Below are 15,190 nucleotides of genomic sequence, written 5' to 3'. Positions count from 1 at the left end.
GATCAAGCCAAATACGCACTTTTTGTTTTGACAAAGGGTTTACAAAGCACACTTTTTCACCCGCTATATTCCGCCCCCCGAATTTATTCAGAACAAGATTCTGATTATTCATATAAGAAATTCATCAACTTATAACGATAAGCCTGAGCAAACTTTGACACTATGAACGACAAAATAAAATTCGCTATTAAAGTATCGCTTAGCCTAACTCTGGCTTATCTGATCCCGTTTGCCATGGGTTGGCCGCAAGCATCGACGGCCGCAACCACAGTGATGCTGATTGCATCCACAGGCAGTCGTCGTGAATCCCTCGCCAAAGGTACCTTACGCGTGTTAGGTACATTGGTTGGTGCCGTGGTTGGCTTGTTACTGGTGGGGTTGTTTGCTCAAGACCGCTTGCTGTACATGCTGAGCGTGTCGGTTGTGGTCTCATTCATTTTTTACTTCCGTAATGCCTATCAAAAAGATCCTACGCTACTCATGCTGACCGGTGTGATGACGTTGATGATGTCCAATGGCGGTGACGCAGAAGGTGCGTTCCTTTATGGCGTTGACCGCGCCTATATGACGGTGTTTGGGGTGGTGGTTTACACACTCGTGGGAACTTTCTTATTCCCGACCAAAACAGAACAAAACCTAAGACAGCTCATCGAACAACTCAACCAAGCACAACGCGCGTTGTTCACCGCTATCTTGCAAAATTTCGAGCAAAAATCGGCAGGGCAAATCTCTCCTCAAGAAGGCGGAGAAGAAAATCCAGAAGCGGAAGAGCCACAACCTCCTAGCGTGGACACTCTCATCGAACAGATGTTTGCCGCTCAAAATGCGCTCGAACAGCGTTTTTCCACGGTCAGTGTGGAATGCAGTGACGTGTCGGCCTACATGAAAGAGTGGCGCTTGGCAGTTCATTTGAACAAGCAGGTAACGCAACAATTGACCGTCGCGGCGCACAGCCACTTTAGCCACCAGCAAGACCGTGAAAGCATCAGCAACGTTGATCAAGCCGTGGCGGAAATTGACGCGCTATTTGATACCTGCCAACAAGTCTGGGACGAAAAAGAACCCGCTTATCGTGCTCAGGAATTCAAAGTCAAATACAACCAAGCGTTGCTAGAAGACGCAGCGCACCTAGAGAAAGGCTCTGCGCTTACGCTTGGTCACCTGTTGGAACTGATGCATCAAAATTTGTCGCGTTTAGCGGAGAGCATTAGCTGTATTGACTCTGTGACGAACAATGTCTCCTTTGACGTGCCACTGCCGAAACCGAAAGGCAAGTTTCTATGGTGGGACGCAGAAAACTTTAAAACTGCGGTCAAAACCTTTGTTACCTATTGGATTGCAGGACTGATTTGGATTTATTTCAATCCACCAGGCGGCTATTCATTCGTGGTCTTCTCGACCATGTTTATGTCTTTGCTGTCGTTCGTGCCTGTGCACCCAATTTTGTTGCTTGTGCTGTTCACTTTCGGCTTCTTGTTCGCGGTGCCTTCTTACGTCTTCATTCTTCCGCAATTGGATCTCGGGTTAGAACTTGGCCTGTTCATCTTTATCTACACCTTTATCGGCTTTTATCTGTTTAACGGGCCAGTGACGATTTTCTATATGATTGGCTTGTTTGTTCTTGGTTTAGACAACAACATGTTTTATCACTTCGGGATCCTCATGACGATCATGCTGTTGTTCTACATGGTGGTGTTCATGATTATTTTCGCGCACTACTTCCCGTTTAGCTCACGACCAGAACACCTCTTTTTGACCATAAAAGAACGCTACTTCCGACATACCCGAGAGCTGTTCACTACCTATCAACAGCAGTCCAGCTCGATTATTACGCCGCTCAAACGGGCCTTGCACTTGGTGACGCTCAATGTCTCATCGAAAAAGCTCAAAGTCTGGGGTTCGAAAATCAACCACAAACACTTTGATAAAACCACGCCAGAAGCGATTGGCGCGTTTAGCAAAGCGTGTGATGTACTCAGTAATCACATCAACATCTTAATGGCCGCCGAGAAAAAGTTGATGACCAATCCACTAATTACTCAGCTTCGCCAACAGCACCGCGATTCCATCATTCCTTTGATGGCGGGCGCTTTAGCCAGCCATCAAGCAACACAAGAACTCGACTCCGTATTCGACCAATACAGTCAAGATTACCAAACATTCGAAGATAAACTGGAAGATTTTTTTAGTGAGTTGGATTTATCTGACTACGCTTATTCAGAGATAGCCGGTTTTTATATCTTGCTGAATTTAAAACGGAACGTGTTCGAAGCAATCAAGCATTGCAAGCAAACCTACGAGGATATCGATTGGGTGAACTTACAACAGAAGCGTTTTTAAAGGTGGGGATATGATGCTTCCAAAACTAACCAAACCAAGCCTCGCCATACTCTCTTTACTCGGACTCAGTGCGTGTACCACGGTAGGACCAGATTATGTTCATCCAAAGCAGGCGCCACTGCCAAGTGACTGGTCGGTGCAAAAAGCAGCCAAAGATACGCAGCAATCAGAGCAACAGCTACAACAATGGTGGCAGCAATTTAATGACTCGACTCTTAATCAGCTGGTTGAGTTGGCGAGCAAACAAAACCTCGATTTAGAAGCCGCAGGGCTACGAATTGTCCAAGCACGTTCATTGCTTGGTATTTCGACTGGCTTGCAATACCCACAAGTTCAAACCGTGTCAGGAAACCTAGCGCGTGCCTACGTAAATGATCAGGGCGTGAATAACGCCACTTTGTCGTTTGATGCTGCTTGGGAAATGGATGTTTGGGGCAAGTATGCTCGCGGTATTGAGTCGGCAGAAGCGGGTTACTACGCATCCATCGCATCGTATCACGACATCATGGTCACCATAACCGCCGAAGTGGCGCGCAATTACATCAACTATCGCACATTCCAAGAACGTATTTTGCTGTCTCGCCGCAACATAGAGATTCAAGAGCGTGTCGTACGTATTACTCAGGTGCAGTTCGACTCTGGCAACGTAACAGAGCTAGACGTTCAACAAGCTAAAAACCAACTCTACACCACCAAAGCAGCGTTACCGAGCCTCGAAGTGGCAATGAAGCAATCACGTACTGTGTTGGCTTTGCTACTGGGTCTGTTACCAGAAGAAGTAGATCGACTGCTACAGTCGGATGGGATGCACAAGCAAATCGCTGAGTACGAAGCCCAGTTCAAATCGACGGGCAGAAAATCGGCACTATCGGGCACCGACGAGCGTTCCATTGTGCCACGTCCACCGCTTTTGGATACGCAAGTGGATGCTAACTTAGTGATGCGACGTCCGGATTTGCAAGTCTCTGAGATGCAAGCTCGCGCGCAAAGTGCGCAGATTGGCGTGGCAGAAACCGCTCTGTACCCAAGCTTTTCGTTGTTCGGTTCCATCGGTATCGACAGTACGGTTCCCGATGGCAGCAGTTTCAGTTTTAGCGATTCGCTCACCATGGTGGTTGGCCCAACGTTCAGTTGGAACATTTTCCAATACGGACGCGTGAAAAATAACATTCGTTTCGAAGATGCTCGCTTCCAAGAAACGCTGACGAACTACAACAAAAAGGTACTGCAAGCCGTTAATGAAGTCACCAATGCAATCGAAGCGTATGACCTGTATTTGCAACAAAAAGATTTACGCTTGCAATCGGTCAACTCTTCCATTCGTGCGTTCAACATATCCATGACACAGTACGAAAACGGACAAATTTCATTCGAACGTCTGCTTAACTCGGTAGAAAAAATGACCCGCGCAGAAGACAGCTACGCAACGATCAAAGGGAACGTGGCGAACCAAGTTGTTGCACTCTATAAAGCCCTCGGTGGAGGCTGGCAAACCCAAACAGGCAAGCCTTTCATCAGTGAATCGATTGCCACGCAGATGACAGAGCGCACTGACTGGGGAAGTTATTTAAATGAAGAAAACCGCGTATTGCCGCCTTTGCGCCTCGAAACTCCGGCTGAGACCAGTGATGAAAACAAAACGGAGGATCTCTAATGCCTCATGAACTTTCTTGGGGAGACGTTTACTTTTCTCCCACGTTACTGGTGCTCTTTCTCGCCGTCACGGCCACGTGGATAACGGTGATGATATTGAACAAGACACGTTTGTCTCGCTTCATCGCTTTTCCGTCTCTGACGTTTATTGCCATCATGGTCGGTTATGTGGTGGCCATCGACAGCTTTTATATTCAATTTTAGGTGCCAAACAAGATGAAAAAACTATTCGTAATCGCACTCAATCTTGTCATTCTTGGTGGCGCAGCTTGGCTCGGCTATCAAAAGTTTGAGGAATACTTTAATAACCCATGGACACGAGATGGGCAAGTGCGTGCTAACGTCATCAAAGTGGCTCCTCGCGTATCAGGCCCAATTGTAAATGTCGCGGTGCAAGACAACCAAGAAGTAAAAACGGGGGATTTACTGTTTGAAATCGATCCTGCGACTTACCAGGTTGCGTTATCTCAAGCCGAAGTAGCACTGGAGCGCTCCATTGTTAGCTCTCGCGGTAAAAAAATCGAATATGACCGCTTAAAAGACATTCGTGCCAAAGACCGTGGCGCGGTTTCTCACAAGGATCTGATTCGTCGTGAAATCGCTTACGAAGAGTCGCTACTGCAAATCAAATCTGCAGAAGAGCAACTAAAATCAGCACGCCTTAATCTCAGCTTTACCAAAGTTTATGCGACCGTCGATGGTTTTGTATCTAACCTCGATATTAGAAACGGTACGCAAGCGGTCGCAAACCAACCACTGCTCGCACTGATCGACAAAAACAGCTTTTGGGTATTTGGTTTCTTCCGTGAAAACCAACTTGCGCAAATCGAACCTGGCAGCCAAGCGCGTGTCACTTTGATGTCTCACCCAGACACGCCAATTGACGCGACGGTTGACTCGATTGGTTGGGGTATTGCGCCCAAAGACGGCACGGTCGGCTACAACCTTCTTCCAAACGTAAACCCTGTTTTTCAGTGGATTCGCTTAGCACAACGTATTCCGGTGCGAATCTCCCTACAAGAACTTCCTGAAGATGTTGATCTTCGATTCGGGCTTTCTGCGTCCATCATGGTGATGAAAGAGTCATCCGCAGAAAGTGAACAATAACTAAGTGAGAAGAGCCATGGTCATTGGTAAAAACCTCAAAAATATTAATGAAGAAAACAACTTCTTCTATCTAACCTTAGCACTAGTGATTTTGTTGCTAGGGAGTGCGATGGCACAAGTCGTAGGTGAAGGGACGATTGAACACATACTTCAGGCTTTCACGGTTCTGACGTTTATCGTCTGTTTTGCGAGCCTTCGCTTTGACAAAACCTGGTCTCGTTTCCTCTACAGCCTGTTTGGTATTTGGGTTCTTGTGATTGTGATCAAGACCGTTTTCGACATCAGAGAGATGAATGTGGTGATGCTTGCCCTCACCTTTGCGTTCTTTTTCGGCACTTTTAAATCCATCGCAAGACAGATTCTTTTCACCGGCCATGTCAACAGCAACAAAGTCATTGGCTCGGTCGCGCTTTTCTTGCTGCTTGGTCTGATGTGGGCGATTGCCTACCTCATTCTGCTTGAGTTTTCGCCTGAAGCCTTTACCGGTATGGAAGCGATTTCTTGGGGGCAGAACTTCTCCAATGCAGCGTATTTCAGTTTCGTTACCTTAACCACGCTCGGTTATGGCGACATTAGTCCTCTAACACCACTGGCTCAAGTCGTGGTGTATTTAGAGGCCATCACAGGTGTTTTTTATATGGCGATTGTTGTTTCAAGTCTCGTCAGTTCTAACATTGATCATCAGGTAAACAAAAATGGATAAACAATCGGTAAAAATCGACAGTAAGCTTTTCATCAGTAATATGGTGGAATCGGCAATACGCATTGGCTTGATCTTTGTCTTGCTGATGTTTACGTACGACATCATCAAACCCTTCATCCTTCCGGTTATTTGGGGCGCTATTATAGTCGTCGCTTTAATGCCGCTTACCCAAAAATTGCAGCGTGTATATGGTGGTCGTAGAGGCTTGGCAGCCACAACCATTGCTTTACTTGGTATTGCCCTCCTTGTCACGCCACTTGTTATGGTATCAGGCTCCATTGTGGATGGTGCAACGCACGCGCTTGAAGTACTACAAAATGGACAAGTGAAAATACCAGGGCCAAAACCTTCCGTAGCGGATTGGCCTATCGTGGGTGATAAGCTCTACGAAGTGTGGACCCTATTCGCTACTAATCTTGAACAAGCTATTCAAACCTTTATGCCACAAATAAAGGCAGGACTCACATCTTTACTGGGTACACTGGGGGGCGTATTGGGAAGTTTACTGCTTTCAATCTTGTCACTTGCGATTGCAGCAGGTTTCATGACGTACTCTGAATCTGCAGCATCAGGCTTAAGAACCATCGCGATTCGAACCGCTGGTGAAAACGCAAAAAGCTGGACCACGCTTATCGCTGCGACAATTAAAAGCGTACTGCTTGGCGTAGTCGGTGTAGCGGCGATTCAAGCACTGTTGATCGGTGCTGGTTTCTTCGTATTTGGCGTTCCGGCAGCAGGTTTACTCACACTGCTTCTAATGATTTTATGTATCGCTCAGCTCCCGGCGTTGCTCGCAGTGCTACCTGTGATTGGCTTCATGTACATGACCCAAGACACCTCAACAGCAACCATGTTTACTGTTTGGGTCGTAGTTGCGGCTCTTTCTGAAAACCTGTTCAAACCAATGTTAATGGGACGTGGCGTCGACGTGCCAATGCCTGTGATTCTGCTCGGTGCCATCGGTGGTATGCTTTTCTACGGCATCGTTGGTCTGTTCTTAGGTGCCGTTATCCTAGCAATTTGGTATGAGTTATTTGTTTGGTGGTTGAGCATTGAGAAAGCACAACAGCAAGAAGAAATGGCAGAACAACAAGACGCTTCTGATGACCAATCAGAACCTGGACACGGTGCTGGTATTTAATAAATCAATAAGTTAGAAAGAAATTTAATCTATAACTTATGATATCAAACCGCTGCATTTCAGCGGTTTGATTCTATTTGGATCACAGTTTCGTCGTAATAAATGCGATAAAAATGACGTTCTTGTTAAATTTTCATACTTATTACACTTGGGAGTTGCAATCGGGCAATGAACGATGCACTCTCGATGACCACTAATTTGCTTAGGATAAAAACAATGAAATTGATCAAGCCTTTAACTTGTGCGCTTGCTCTCGCAATGAGTGGCATGGCATTCGCAGATGTAACCGTGAGTGTTCCTGACAACGTTTCAGTATTAGCGGCTAACGGTGAAAAAGCAGATCTTTCGGGTGGTTTTTTCGCCTCTGAAAGAACACTGACGTTACCTGATGGCCTTAACCAAGTCGTATTTCGTTTCGCCCCTTACTTCAACCAAGGTAATGACCGTTTAAGTGTTGAAAGCGATGTTATCGTTACACGATTTGACGCGACCAATGCCGAACTCACTCTACAAATGCCAGAATACCGCAACCTACGTGATGCGGAAGAGAAGATCAAAGACTTAGATTGGAAACTGATTGATGATTCAGGCAACGCAATCGCGGTTGACCAGGACAAGTTGCTCAAACCGGGTATGCAAATCGGTCGTGATTACGTACGTGAAATCGAAGATTATAACCAAGCTGGCGGTGCAGCAGCCGTGGCTTTTGCTGGCGCAGCGACCATGCAGCCAGTCACGCTTCCTGCAAAGGTTCCTGCGGATATGAAGCAAGTGAGAGCAACTGCGGTTAAAGCGGATTCGACAGCTGAAGAGATGCTGCACTTCTGGTACCAAAAAGCAGACGCAGAAACCAAAGCTCGCTTTAAGAAATATGTTAATCAACAGTAAATCTGGTTAACTTTATCGATATTAAAAAAGCCACTTCACGTGGCTTTTTCGATCAAAAAATTAGGAAACTTGGACAACTTTAGTATTGGCGATCAAGTCATGCAACAAACGTCGCTCCGGATGAAAGAACAACAATGCCAAATTTACCAACGGGATCCCCGGAATGAGCATCTCCAGTAAGTAGCTAATAACAAGCCTTAACCCTGCTGTAACTTTCGTTGCCTTACTATCATTTTTCATTACAACTTTAATACCAATCATGCGCATACCAATGGTTTGCCCATGACTCAATGCATTCCAGTTGATCATTAAAACCGTTGGTAAAGAAAGCAAGTAAAACGCCTGAGTTTCACGAACAAGCGTGAGGTTATCTGCTAAAGAGAGCTGAAAGTCGTTAAGAAAAGAGTTAATACTCAATGCGATGATTAACACGACCACCATCGTAAAGAGCAGGTCGATAAAACCAGCAATGATTCTCTGTTGCTTGCTCGCGATAAAAGCATACATGGACTTCAGTCACCTCAATGTAATTGGTTAAGCGAGAATGACTGAGTGTACAGACGCGCAATGGTGAGCGCAGTTTAGGTATTGCCAACATAATATTCAACTAAGAACATACTAAATCGCGGTCGTATCTCAAAAGTAATCATTACATCTTGAGCATAACCGTATCAATTTAACAAAACGCTACCAGTAACGTTCGTAAATGATATTTCCCCCAGTTTGATGGCGATACTTTTCCAAGCCTAGCTCTTGTAAAACGGGCACGGTATCTTTGATCATTTGTGGATTCCCACACATCATGACAAAGCTACGCTGAGCTGAGAATGGCGCATCAGCGGCGTTGGACAGTAAACCCGATTCGATGAGTTCAGGAATTCGGCCTTGTAATTTACCATCAACCACTTCCCTGCTAACTATCGGTATATACTTTAATCTGCCTTCATATCGTTGCTGAAGCTGTTCAATTAGGTATTTATAAACCAGATCTTTTTCGAAACGAACGGCATGAACCAGCACAATGCGCTCATTGTGAGGCGGTAAGTTTATATCATCCAGCAGCGACAAAAACGGTCCAATCCCCGTACCTGTAGATAGCAGCCACAGGTCATGAGCCTGTTTAGGAATAGAATCATGGATTAAATCGCCATGTGCGGTGGCACCGACATAAATGCTATCACCAGATTTAAGCTTTTGGAGCCGTGGAGAAAGTTGTCCTTGAGGGTCGGCTACTATTAGAAACTCCAACCAATCGAATTGCTCGCTTGGCGCATTAACCACAGAGTAAGCGCGGCTGATCGGCTTACCTTCATCATCAAGCAAAGCAAGCTTGGTGAATTGGCCAGCTTTAAAGGAAAGAGGCGCGCCAGATATTCTCAAACTGAACAGCTCACCTGTCCAATCGATGCGTTTCTCAACTCTTGCGAGGTTGAAACCTTTGAGTTCAATCATGAGACACCTCCTATCTGGTTACTCTTAGTTAAACTTACGCCTTCAACTCAATTATGTAAAGTTTCTAGTTTACATAATCAAACCACCATTTCATTTCACATTTTAAAAACAATTTTATTACATATTAAATGATTACATCTAGAATAAATGCTCAAAGTGATAAGTCGCGTCGCAATTTGTGGCAAAGCAGATGAAAAAGGAGCAATAAAAATGGACACACTGTTAAAGGACTTTCCCGTTATCACAGAGATAAAAGTCGCATGGGGTGAAATGGATGCTCTGCAACACGTTAATAACGTGGTCTATTTTCGCTACTTTGAGACCGCACGTTTAGATTACTTCAACAAAATTAACCTGCTGGTCGACCTGCAGACCTCGCAAATTGGACCTGTACTGAGCGAGACTCAATGCCGCTACAAATTGCCTGTTACTTACCCAGACACGCTATTAGTCGGTTCTCGCGTAATCGACATGCAAGAAGATCGCATCACGATGGAGTACCAAGTGCTGAGTAAGAAGTGGGGTAAAATTGCGACCATCGCGACCGCCACTGGTGTGATGTTTGATTTTAAGAACAACGTTAAAGCTTCGATTCCAGATCACGTTCGCCAGTCGATTTTAGACTTGGAAGGAACCGTGGGTAGTACGCATCATTTGGAGTAACAATAAACGAGAGATTAAAGGCGAGGTTCCCGACAGCGCTTCTTCATCGCTATCGGGAATGATGCTGAGATACCATTCCAACTTACGCAATAAGAAAACTAGAGTCATTCTAATGAGCCTAAGTGAATCATTCGAAACCTCGCTAAACGTAACAGCAGCGCGACTCTTCCAGCCTACGCGATAAGAAAGCTACGTCATTCTAGCGAGCCATAGCGAGACTAAGAATCTACTTACCGCTTGCTGCAGACCATAAAGCCATGAATAAACTCAATACAATCTGAGAGTAGATTCTGAATCACGCTCGTTCCTCGCGGTTCAGAATGACGGTTCGAGTTTGGCTCTGAGCTCTACAAAACCATCTAAAAAAGCGATTGCAGACAAGCCTATATGACCATCCGAAATTTCGCTTTAGACGTAACAGTAGAGCGACTCTTTCAGCCCACGCGATAAGAAAAGCTACGTCATTCTAACGAGCCAAAGCGAGACCAAGAATCTACTTGCCGCTTGCTGCAGACCATAGAGCTATGAATAAACTCAATACAATCTGAGGGTAGATTCTGAATCACACTCGTTCCTCGCGGTTCAGAATGACGGTTCGAGTTTGGCTCTGAGCTCTACAAAACCATCTAAAAAAAGCGATTCCAGAAGAACCTAAGTGAGTCACTCGGAATCTCGCTTTAGACGTATCAGTAGAGCGACTCTTCCAGCCTACGCGATAAGAAAAGCTACGTCATTCTAGCGAGCCATAGCGAGACTAAGAATCTACTTGCCGCTTGCTGCAGACCATAGAACCATGAATAAACTCAATACAATCTGAGGGTAGATTTTGAATCACGCTTGTTCCTCGCGGTTCAGAGTAACAGTTCGAGATTGGCTCTGATCTCTACAAAACCATCTAAAAAAGCGATTCCAGACGAGCCTATGTGACCATCCGGAATTTCGCTTTAGACGTAACAGTAGAGCGACTCTTTCAGCCTACGCGATAAGAAAAGCTGCGTCATTCTAGCGAGCCATAGCGAGACTAAGAATCTACTTGCCGCTTGCTGCAGACCATAGTGCCATGAATAAACTCAATACAATCTGAGGGTAGATTCTGATTCACGCTCGTTCCTCGCAGTTCAGAATGACGGTTCGAGTTTGGCTCTGACCTCTACAAAACCATCTAAAAAAGCGATTCCAGATAAGCCTAAGTGACCATCCGGAAAATCGCTTTAGGCTTATCAGTGGAGCGACTCTTCCAGCCTACGCGACAAGAAAAGCTACGTCATTCTAGCGAGCCAAAGCGAGACTAAGAATCTACTTACCGCTGCTGCAGACCATAGAGCGGTTAGCAGAATGTCTCGATGTACAGCGCTTCCACCTTATCTCTGGCCCATTGCGTTTTACGCAGGAACTTCAGCGACGATTTGATTGAAGGATCTTTCTTGAAACAGTTCACACGAACGCGCTCATACATGCCATTCCAACCAAAGTGTTCAACTAGTCGGGTGACGATTTTCTCTAAACTCAACCCGTGAAGTGGGTTATTCGGCTGCTGTTGGCTCATGCTATTGATCCGGTAAAGTGAAGTTTCGCGCTAATCTAACTCAAACTCGCCGTGCAACCTAATGTTTTAACCTTGAATTGGCCTACGACTCTCCCCTATAGTAGCCCAAACTTCTTAAAAGCCCTTTTCATTATGAAAGCCCTCAACGACCTCAATATTTTTGTCGAAACCGCGCGCCAAGGCAGCTTTTCAAAAGCCGCTAACAGCATGGACATGACACCTGCCGCCATTAGCGCATCGATTAAGCGTCTTGAAGGGCAAATCGGTTTCCCACTGTTTGTGCGTTCCACCCGAAGCCTGCGTTTAACCTCAGAGGGCGAACTGTTTTTAGACAAAACCACGCAAGCGTTGGCAACATTGCAAGAGGGGTTGGATCAGATCTCAAGTGCGCGCGGGGAGTTGTCTGGTCAGCTGCACATTACTGCACCCTCCGATTTTGGTCGCAATATGTTGCTCGATTGGGTGGATGAGTTCATCGATCTCTACCCAAATGTTTCCATTAAACTAGAGCTGTCCGATAGCTTGACGGATATGTATACCAAGCCTGTCGATATTGCGATTCGCTACGGCGAACCGGCCGACTCCAATCTGGTCGTATTGGCATTGTGTGGGTCAAACGAACGGATATTATGTGCATCGCCAGAGTACGTAGCTACACATCCAGAACTCACCTCTCCTGCCGATTTAACGCAACACAATTGCTTGTGCTACATGGTCGCGGATTCGGTCTACAACAAATGGACGCTCACGCGTGGCAGCGAGAAAGAACAAATCGTGGTCAGCGGTAACTTGTTGAGCAACGATAGTGACTTGCCACACCGGTTAGCGATCAAAGGCAAAGGCATTGCGAATAAATCATTGATGGACATTAGCCGAGACTTAATCGAGGGAAGATTGGTGCGAGTGTTACCAGAGTGGGATTGCGGCCCAGTGCCGCTCTACATGGTATGTGCCGATCGTCGATTATTGACGCCAACGATTCGGACTTTCCGCGACTTTATCCAACAAAAATGCTGCCAGCAACGCGCCAACGTGCTGGCAACCTTCTGTCATTAGGCGATAAATCGAAGAGGACGAATCTGGGTATATTCAACCCAATCATTCTCTTCCAATGTTTCAAGAAACGTCGCCATATGCGGGCTTTGCAAATGCTTATCCAAGGCCTCTTGCGATGCCCAGATTTCTTGGAACATAAATAGGCCATCAACTTTTTCGTCGAGATACAACTCGTATTGGCAACAGCCTTCTTCTTTACGAGTTGGCTCTAGTAAACCAGCAAGCAAATTCACCACCTGATCCTTACTATCTGGATAGGCTTTCACTTCTGCGACTAAGTGGATCATCGTTTTATCACTCTTTTGCGATTTATATATTGATTACGGGGTTCTACGTCACCTGTAAGTAAGCTCGAATTAGATCTCGGTGAATACGGTTTCTGCGTCCCAGCGAGACTTTGGCGTTTTCGCGTTGAAGTCATCTTCCGCGTGGTAGCCAAGCGGCACGATCACAACACTGGTATAACCTTTTTCACGCAAGCCAAATTCTTCATCCAGCACTTTTGGATCAAACCCTTCAATTGGTACTGCATCGATTTCTAACGTCGAAGCACCCAACAGCAACGTACCCACGTTGAGGTAAACTTGTTTCTCCATCCAATGGTTTGCATCTTTCAAATCAAAACGGTGCATGTTCACAAAGTAGCTACGACCACCGCGCACAGCCGCTTTCGCTTCTTCAGTTGGGAATCGACCATCTTTTTCTTCTTGCACCATTAGCGCTTCAATGTAGTCGTTATCAATGCCTGTTTTTGCACAAAACACCAATACGTGAGAAGCGTTGAGAATCTTCGCCGCGTTAAACGCGTAATTCTCTTGCGCCGCTTTAGCGATGCGCTGCTTGCCTTCTTCTGTGCTTGCCAGAATGAAATGCCAAGGCTGGGAGTTCACACTCGATGGACTAAAACGAATCAGCTCTTTAACTGCGTCGATTTTTTCTTGAGGTAGCTTGCGCGTTGGGTCAAACACTTTCGTTGAGTAACGAGATTTTGCAGCTTGTACGATATCCATGAGGTTCTCCAATTAATGAATTTAAGCTGTGTAACAGCATAACCTCATGAGATAAAGGGAAAAACCGATTTCGATTAAAAACATTTTCAAAATAAATTTGAAAATAAAACGATAAGAAAGGCTTTGAGCGTTCTCACTGAACTTCTTCATCTTTTCAGCAATAATGCATGTTTGCTCGCAACCAAACTCAACTCATGCTGCCTCAAGATAACGTTATTACATCCTTTCTGTGCAAAAAGCTCGGTCACAATCACCTTCGAATTGCCGGCGAATATTGGCACATTGAGAAGTTGGTGGCCTTGCAATGCATGATGTTGAAAGAAGCGCCTAACCTCCAAGAAGGGCTGCTTTGGTGGAGCAAAAGTGTCTCATTATTCGACCGCCGTTTGTACGTCACATTGCAACATGGTGATGCCCAAATCCATCTGCAAGTAGAATGCAGAACAGCCGATATGCCAAATTGGGCGGAGTCGGTGTTTGGCTTGCTCAAAATGCAGTTGGAGACGCTTGAGCTAAGCGAATCAATACAAGTACAAGTTCACGCCAACAATCCACTCACGGCCGATATTTTTCTAAAGGAAACGCGAGATTCTAAAACGAGTTCAAGCGTGTTTGAACTGGTGAAACATGTTTATTTGCTACTTTCTCACCAGCCAATTGAACAACCCGAATTGCTGAGTGTTTTGAACGCCTTGTTCATCAAAAACAGCAATTACGCGCTCAAGTTAGAGCAAGCGGCAAGGCAACTGGGCGTCTCCAAACGCACCTTGCAACGTCGACTGCAAGAGAAGCAAATGAGCTACTCTCAATGCGTTGATTTCGCTAAAAGAAAGCAAGCACTCACTTTGCTTGCCGACACCCAACTCACAACGCAGCAAATCGCCTATCAACTTGGTTATGAAGAACCTTCGAACTTTCACCGCACTTTTCGTCGTTGGTATCCGTTTTCACCCATGCAATATCGCCAGCAGTGCTTAGATAACCGCACTCATCTCAACAACCAACCCATCCGCTTGTACTACGCCAAAGCGAATACTTTAGCCGATAACGACATTGACCAACCCGTCGGTAAAATCTGGATGGAAGTGGATAATATTGCGTTTGAGAAAGTGGTCTCGGTAGAATGCCGTGACCGTGATGGCGCATGGCGGCGCTACCCCGCTTTCTTCGAGCGTTTTTTAAGTCATGGCACCGAACTATGGGCAACGACCGAACTTCCGGTAGCGCACCCCCTTACCTTTCGCCTTTGTTATGAAGTCGATGGGGAACGTTACATTGAGAATAACCACCAGCGTGACTATGTGGTCTCCAAGGGGCTTTTAATTGGCGCAACGGAATACATTGTCCCGACAAGACAACTTATCCAACTCGGCACTCAGTACACCTTGTTTGTGGAACTCGCGTGTAGATTAAAAGACGTAGCGAAGATCGATTGCTACGTGGGTGACGCGCCAGCTCTGCACGCAATGAGCCAAACTCAGAATGCAGAAGATTACACATGCTGGGCGCTACAACTTCCCCTCACCCAAACGGCTAAACAGTGTCGATTCCGACTCTATGATCATTCTGGTAATGAGTTAGCCAAAGACCATTACCCGATTCAATACCCAATTGTGCAACCACTCAGTTAA

At 45.8% G+C, this 15,190-nt stretch carries 15 protein-coding genes; 10 read left to right on the top strand and 5 right to left on the bottom strand.

Features of this window, described 5'->3' with window-relative positions:
• Positions 1-162: 162 nt before the first annotated feature.
• The 7 genes from R8O10_RS13140 to R8O10_RS13110 all read left to right on the top strand — a co-directional run bounded on the left by R8O10_RS13140 (position 163) and on the right by R8O10_RS13110 (position 7,832).
• On the top strand, positions 163-2,340 hold the full coding sequence (locus R8O10_RS13140; RefSeq protein WP_318191464.1) for an FUSC family protein: 2,178 nt from the start codon (positions 163-165) through the stop codon (positions 2,338-2,340).
• 10 nt (positions 2,341-2,350) lie between these two features.
• On the top strand, positions 2,351-3,994 hold the full coding sequence (locus R8O10_RS13135) for a TolC family protein (RefSeq protein ID WP_054574892.1): 1,644 nt from the start codon (positions 2,351-2,353) through the stop codon (positions 3,992-3,994).
• A complete protein-coding gene (locus R8O10_RS13130; protein ID WP_005374946.1) occupies positions 3,994-4,197 on the top strand; it encodes a DUF1656 domain-containing protein in 204 nt (67 codons plus the stop codon). The genes R8O10_RS13135 and R8O10_RS13130 overlap by 1 nt, the downstream gene beginning before the upstream one ends.
• Positions 4,198-4,209: 12 nt before the next feature.
• Entirely contained in the window at positions 4,210-5,100 is an 891-nt protein-coding gene (locus R8O10_RS13125; RefSeq protein WP_033906681.1) for an HlyD family secretion protein, read from the top strand.
• A 16-nt stretch (positions 5,101-5,116) separates the two neighbouring features.
• A complete protein-coding gene (locus R8O10_RS13120) occupies positions 5,117-5,803 on the top strand; it encodes a potassium channel family protein (RefSeq protein ID WP_005374942.1) in 687 nt (228 codons plus the stop codon).
• On the top strand, positions 5,796-6,944 hold the full coding sequence (locus R8O10_RS13115) for an AI-2E family transporter (RefSeq protein WP_318191463.1): 1,149 nt from the start codon (positions 5,796-5,798) through the stop codon (positions 6,942-6,944). The genes R8O10_RS13120 and R8O10_RS13115 overlap by 8 nt, the downstream gene beginning before the upstream one ends.
• A gap of 216 nt (positions 6,945-7,160) precedes the next feature.
• Complete coding sequence (locus tag R8O10_RS13110; RefSeq protein WP_318191462.1) at positions 7,161-7,832, top strand: DUF2057 domain-containing protein; 672 nt, start codon at positions 7,161-7,163, stop codon at positions 7,830-7,832.
• A gap of 60 nt (positions 7,833-7,892) precedes the next feature.
• On the opposite strand, the gene R8O10_RS13105 is transcribed toward R8O10_RS13110, so the two are convergent.
• Both R8O10_RS13105 and R8O10_RS13100 read right to left on the bottom strand, forming a co-directional pair.
• The gene (locus tag R8O10_RS13105) at positions 7,893-8,339 is read right to left on the bottom strand and encodes an RDD family protein (protein ID WP_025768614.1); all 447 of its coding nucleotides are present in this window, start codon (positions 8,337-8,339) and stop codon (positions 7,893-7,895) included.
• Between the two features lie 180 nt (positions 8,340-8,519).
• Positions 8,520-9,284, bottom strand: a complete 765-nt coding sequence (locus R8O10_RS13100; protein WP_005374935.1) for a ferredoxin--NADP reductase — start codon at positions 9,282-9,284, stop codon at positions 8,520-8,522.
• Between the two features lie 210 nt (positions 9,285-9,494).
• On the opposite strand from R8O10_RS13100, the gene R8O10_RS13095 reads away from it, so the two are divergent.
• Complete coding sequence (locus R8O10_RS13095; RefSeq protein WP_171345528.1) at positions 9,495-9,947, top strand: acyl-CoA thioesterase; 453 nt, start codon at positions 9,495-9,497, stop codon at positions 9,945-9,947.
• Positions 9,948-11,274: 1,327 nt separating this feature from the next.
• On the opposite strand, the gene R8O10_RS13090 is transcribed toward R8O10_RS13095, so the two are convergent.
• A complete protein-coding gene (locus tag R8O10_RS13090; RefSeq protein ID WP_005374929.1) occupies positions 11,275-11,493 on the bottom strand; it encodes a VF530 family DNA-binding protein in 219 nt (72 codons plus the stop codon).
• Between the two features lie 132 nt (positions 11,494-11,625).
• Here R8O10_RS13090 and R8O10_RS13085 point away from each other — a divergent pair, with 132 nt between their 5' ends.
• The gene (locus tag R8O10_RS13085) at positions 11,626-12,549 is read left to right on the top strand and encodes a LysR family transcriptional regulator (protein ID WP_025768616.1); all 924 of its coding nucleotides are present in this window, start codon (positions 11,626-11,628) and stop codon (positions 12,547-12,549) included.
• Here the strand turns inward: R8O10_RS13085 and R8O10_RS13080 are convergent.
• Entirely contained in the window at positions 12,546-12,836 is a 291-nt protein-coding gene (locus R8O10_RS13080; protein ID WP_005374925.1) for a putative quinol monooxygenase, read from the bottom strand. The genes R8O10_RS13085 and R8O10_RS13080 overlap by 4 nt on opposite strands.
• 69 nt (positions 12,837-12,905) lie before the next feature.
• On the bottom strand, positions 12,906-13,559 hold the full coding sequence (locus tag R8O10_RS13075) for an oxygen-insensitive NAD(P)H-dependent nitroreductase NfsB (RefSeq protein ID WP_005374924.1): 654 nt from the start codon (positions 13,557-13,559) through the stop codon (positions 12,906-12,908).
• Between the two features lie 167 nt (positions 13,560-13,726).
• Between R8O10_RS13075 and R8O10_RS13070 the strand changes: the two genes are divergently transcribed.
• Positions 13,727-15,190 (top strand): helix-turn-helix domain-containing protein, encoded by a 1,464-nt coding sequence (locus R8O10_RS13070; RefSeq protein WP_186585076.1) that lies wholly within the window; start codon positions 13,727-13,729, stop codon positions 15,188-15,190.

This window comes from Vibrio sp. 1727, from assembly GCF_033344415.1.
Classification (GTDB): Bacteria; Pseudomonadota; Gammaproteobacteria; order Enterobacterales; family Vibrionaceae; genus Vibrio; species Vibrio alginolyticus.
The sequence above is the reverse complement of the archived record's forward strand: the minus strand, read 5'-3'. Positions and strand labels throughout refer to the sequence as shown.

Excerpts from the sequence above, each read along its gene's own strand:
- R8O10_RS13095 (WP_171345528.1), top strand. The coding sequence starts at position 9,495 with ATGGACACACTGTTAAAGGACTTTCCCGTTATCACAGAGATAAAAGTC.
- R8O10_RS13110 (WP_318191462.1), top strand. The coding sequence starts at position 7,161 with ATGAAATTGATCAAGCCTTTAACTTGTGCGCTTGCTCTCGCAATGAGT.
- R8O10_RS13140 (WP_318191464.1), top strand. The coding sequence starts at position 163 with ATGAACGACAAAATAAAATTCGCTATTAAAGTATCGCTTAGCCTAACT.
- R8O10_RS13120 (WP_005374942.1), top strand. The coding sequence starts at position 5,117 with ATGGTCATTGGTAAAAACCTCAAAAATATTAATGAAGAAAACAACTTC.
- R8O10_RS13135 (WP_054574892.1), top strand. The coding sequence starts at position 2,351 with ATGATGCTTCCAAAACTAACCAAACCAAGCCTCGCCATACTCTCTTTA.
- R8O10_RS13100 (WP_005374935.1), bottom strand. The coding sequence starts at position 9,284 with ATGATTGAACTCAAAGGTTTCAACCTCGCAAGAGTTGAGAAACGCATC.
- R8O10_RS13090 (WP_005374929.1), bottom strand. The coding sequence starts at position 11,493 with ATGAGCCAACAGCAGCCGAATAACCCACTTCACGGGTTGAGTTTAGAG.
- R8O10_RS13080 (WP_005374925.1), bottom strand. The coding sequence starts at position 12,836 with ATGATCCACTTAGTCGCAGAAGTGAAAGCCTATCCAGATAGTAAGGAT.
- R8O10_RS13125 (WP_033906681.1), top strand. The coding sequence starts at position 4,210 with ATGAAAAAACTATTCGTAATCGCACTCAATCTTGTCATTCTTGGTGGC.
- R8O10_RS13130 (WP_005374946.1), top strand. The coding sequence starts at position 3,994 with ATGCCTCATGAACTTTCTTGGGGAGACGTTTACTTTTCTCCCACGTTA.
- R8O10_RS13115 (WP_318191463.1), top strand. The coding sequence starts at position 5,796 with ATGGATAAACAATCGGTAAAAATCGACAGTAAGCTTTTCATCAGTAAT.
- R8O10_RS13075 (WP_005374924.1), bottom strand. The coding sequence starts at position 13,559 with ATGGATATCGTACAAGCTGCAAAATCTCGTTACTCAACGAAAGTGTTT.
- R8O10_RS13070 (WP_186585076.1), top strand. The coding sequence starts at position 13,727 with ATGTTTGCTCGCAACCAAACTCAACTCATGCTGCCTCAAGATAACGTT.
- R8O10_RS13105 (WP_025768614.1), bottom strand. The coding sequence starts at position 8,339 with ATGTATGCTTTTATCGCGAGCAAGCAACAGAGAATCATTGCTGGTTTT.
- R8O10_RS13085 (WP_025768616.1), top strand. The coding sequence starts at position 11,626 with ATGAAAGCCCTCAACGACCTCAATATTTTTGTCGAAACCGCGCGCCAA.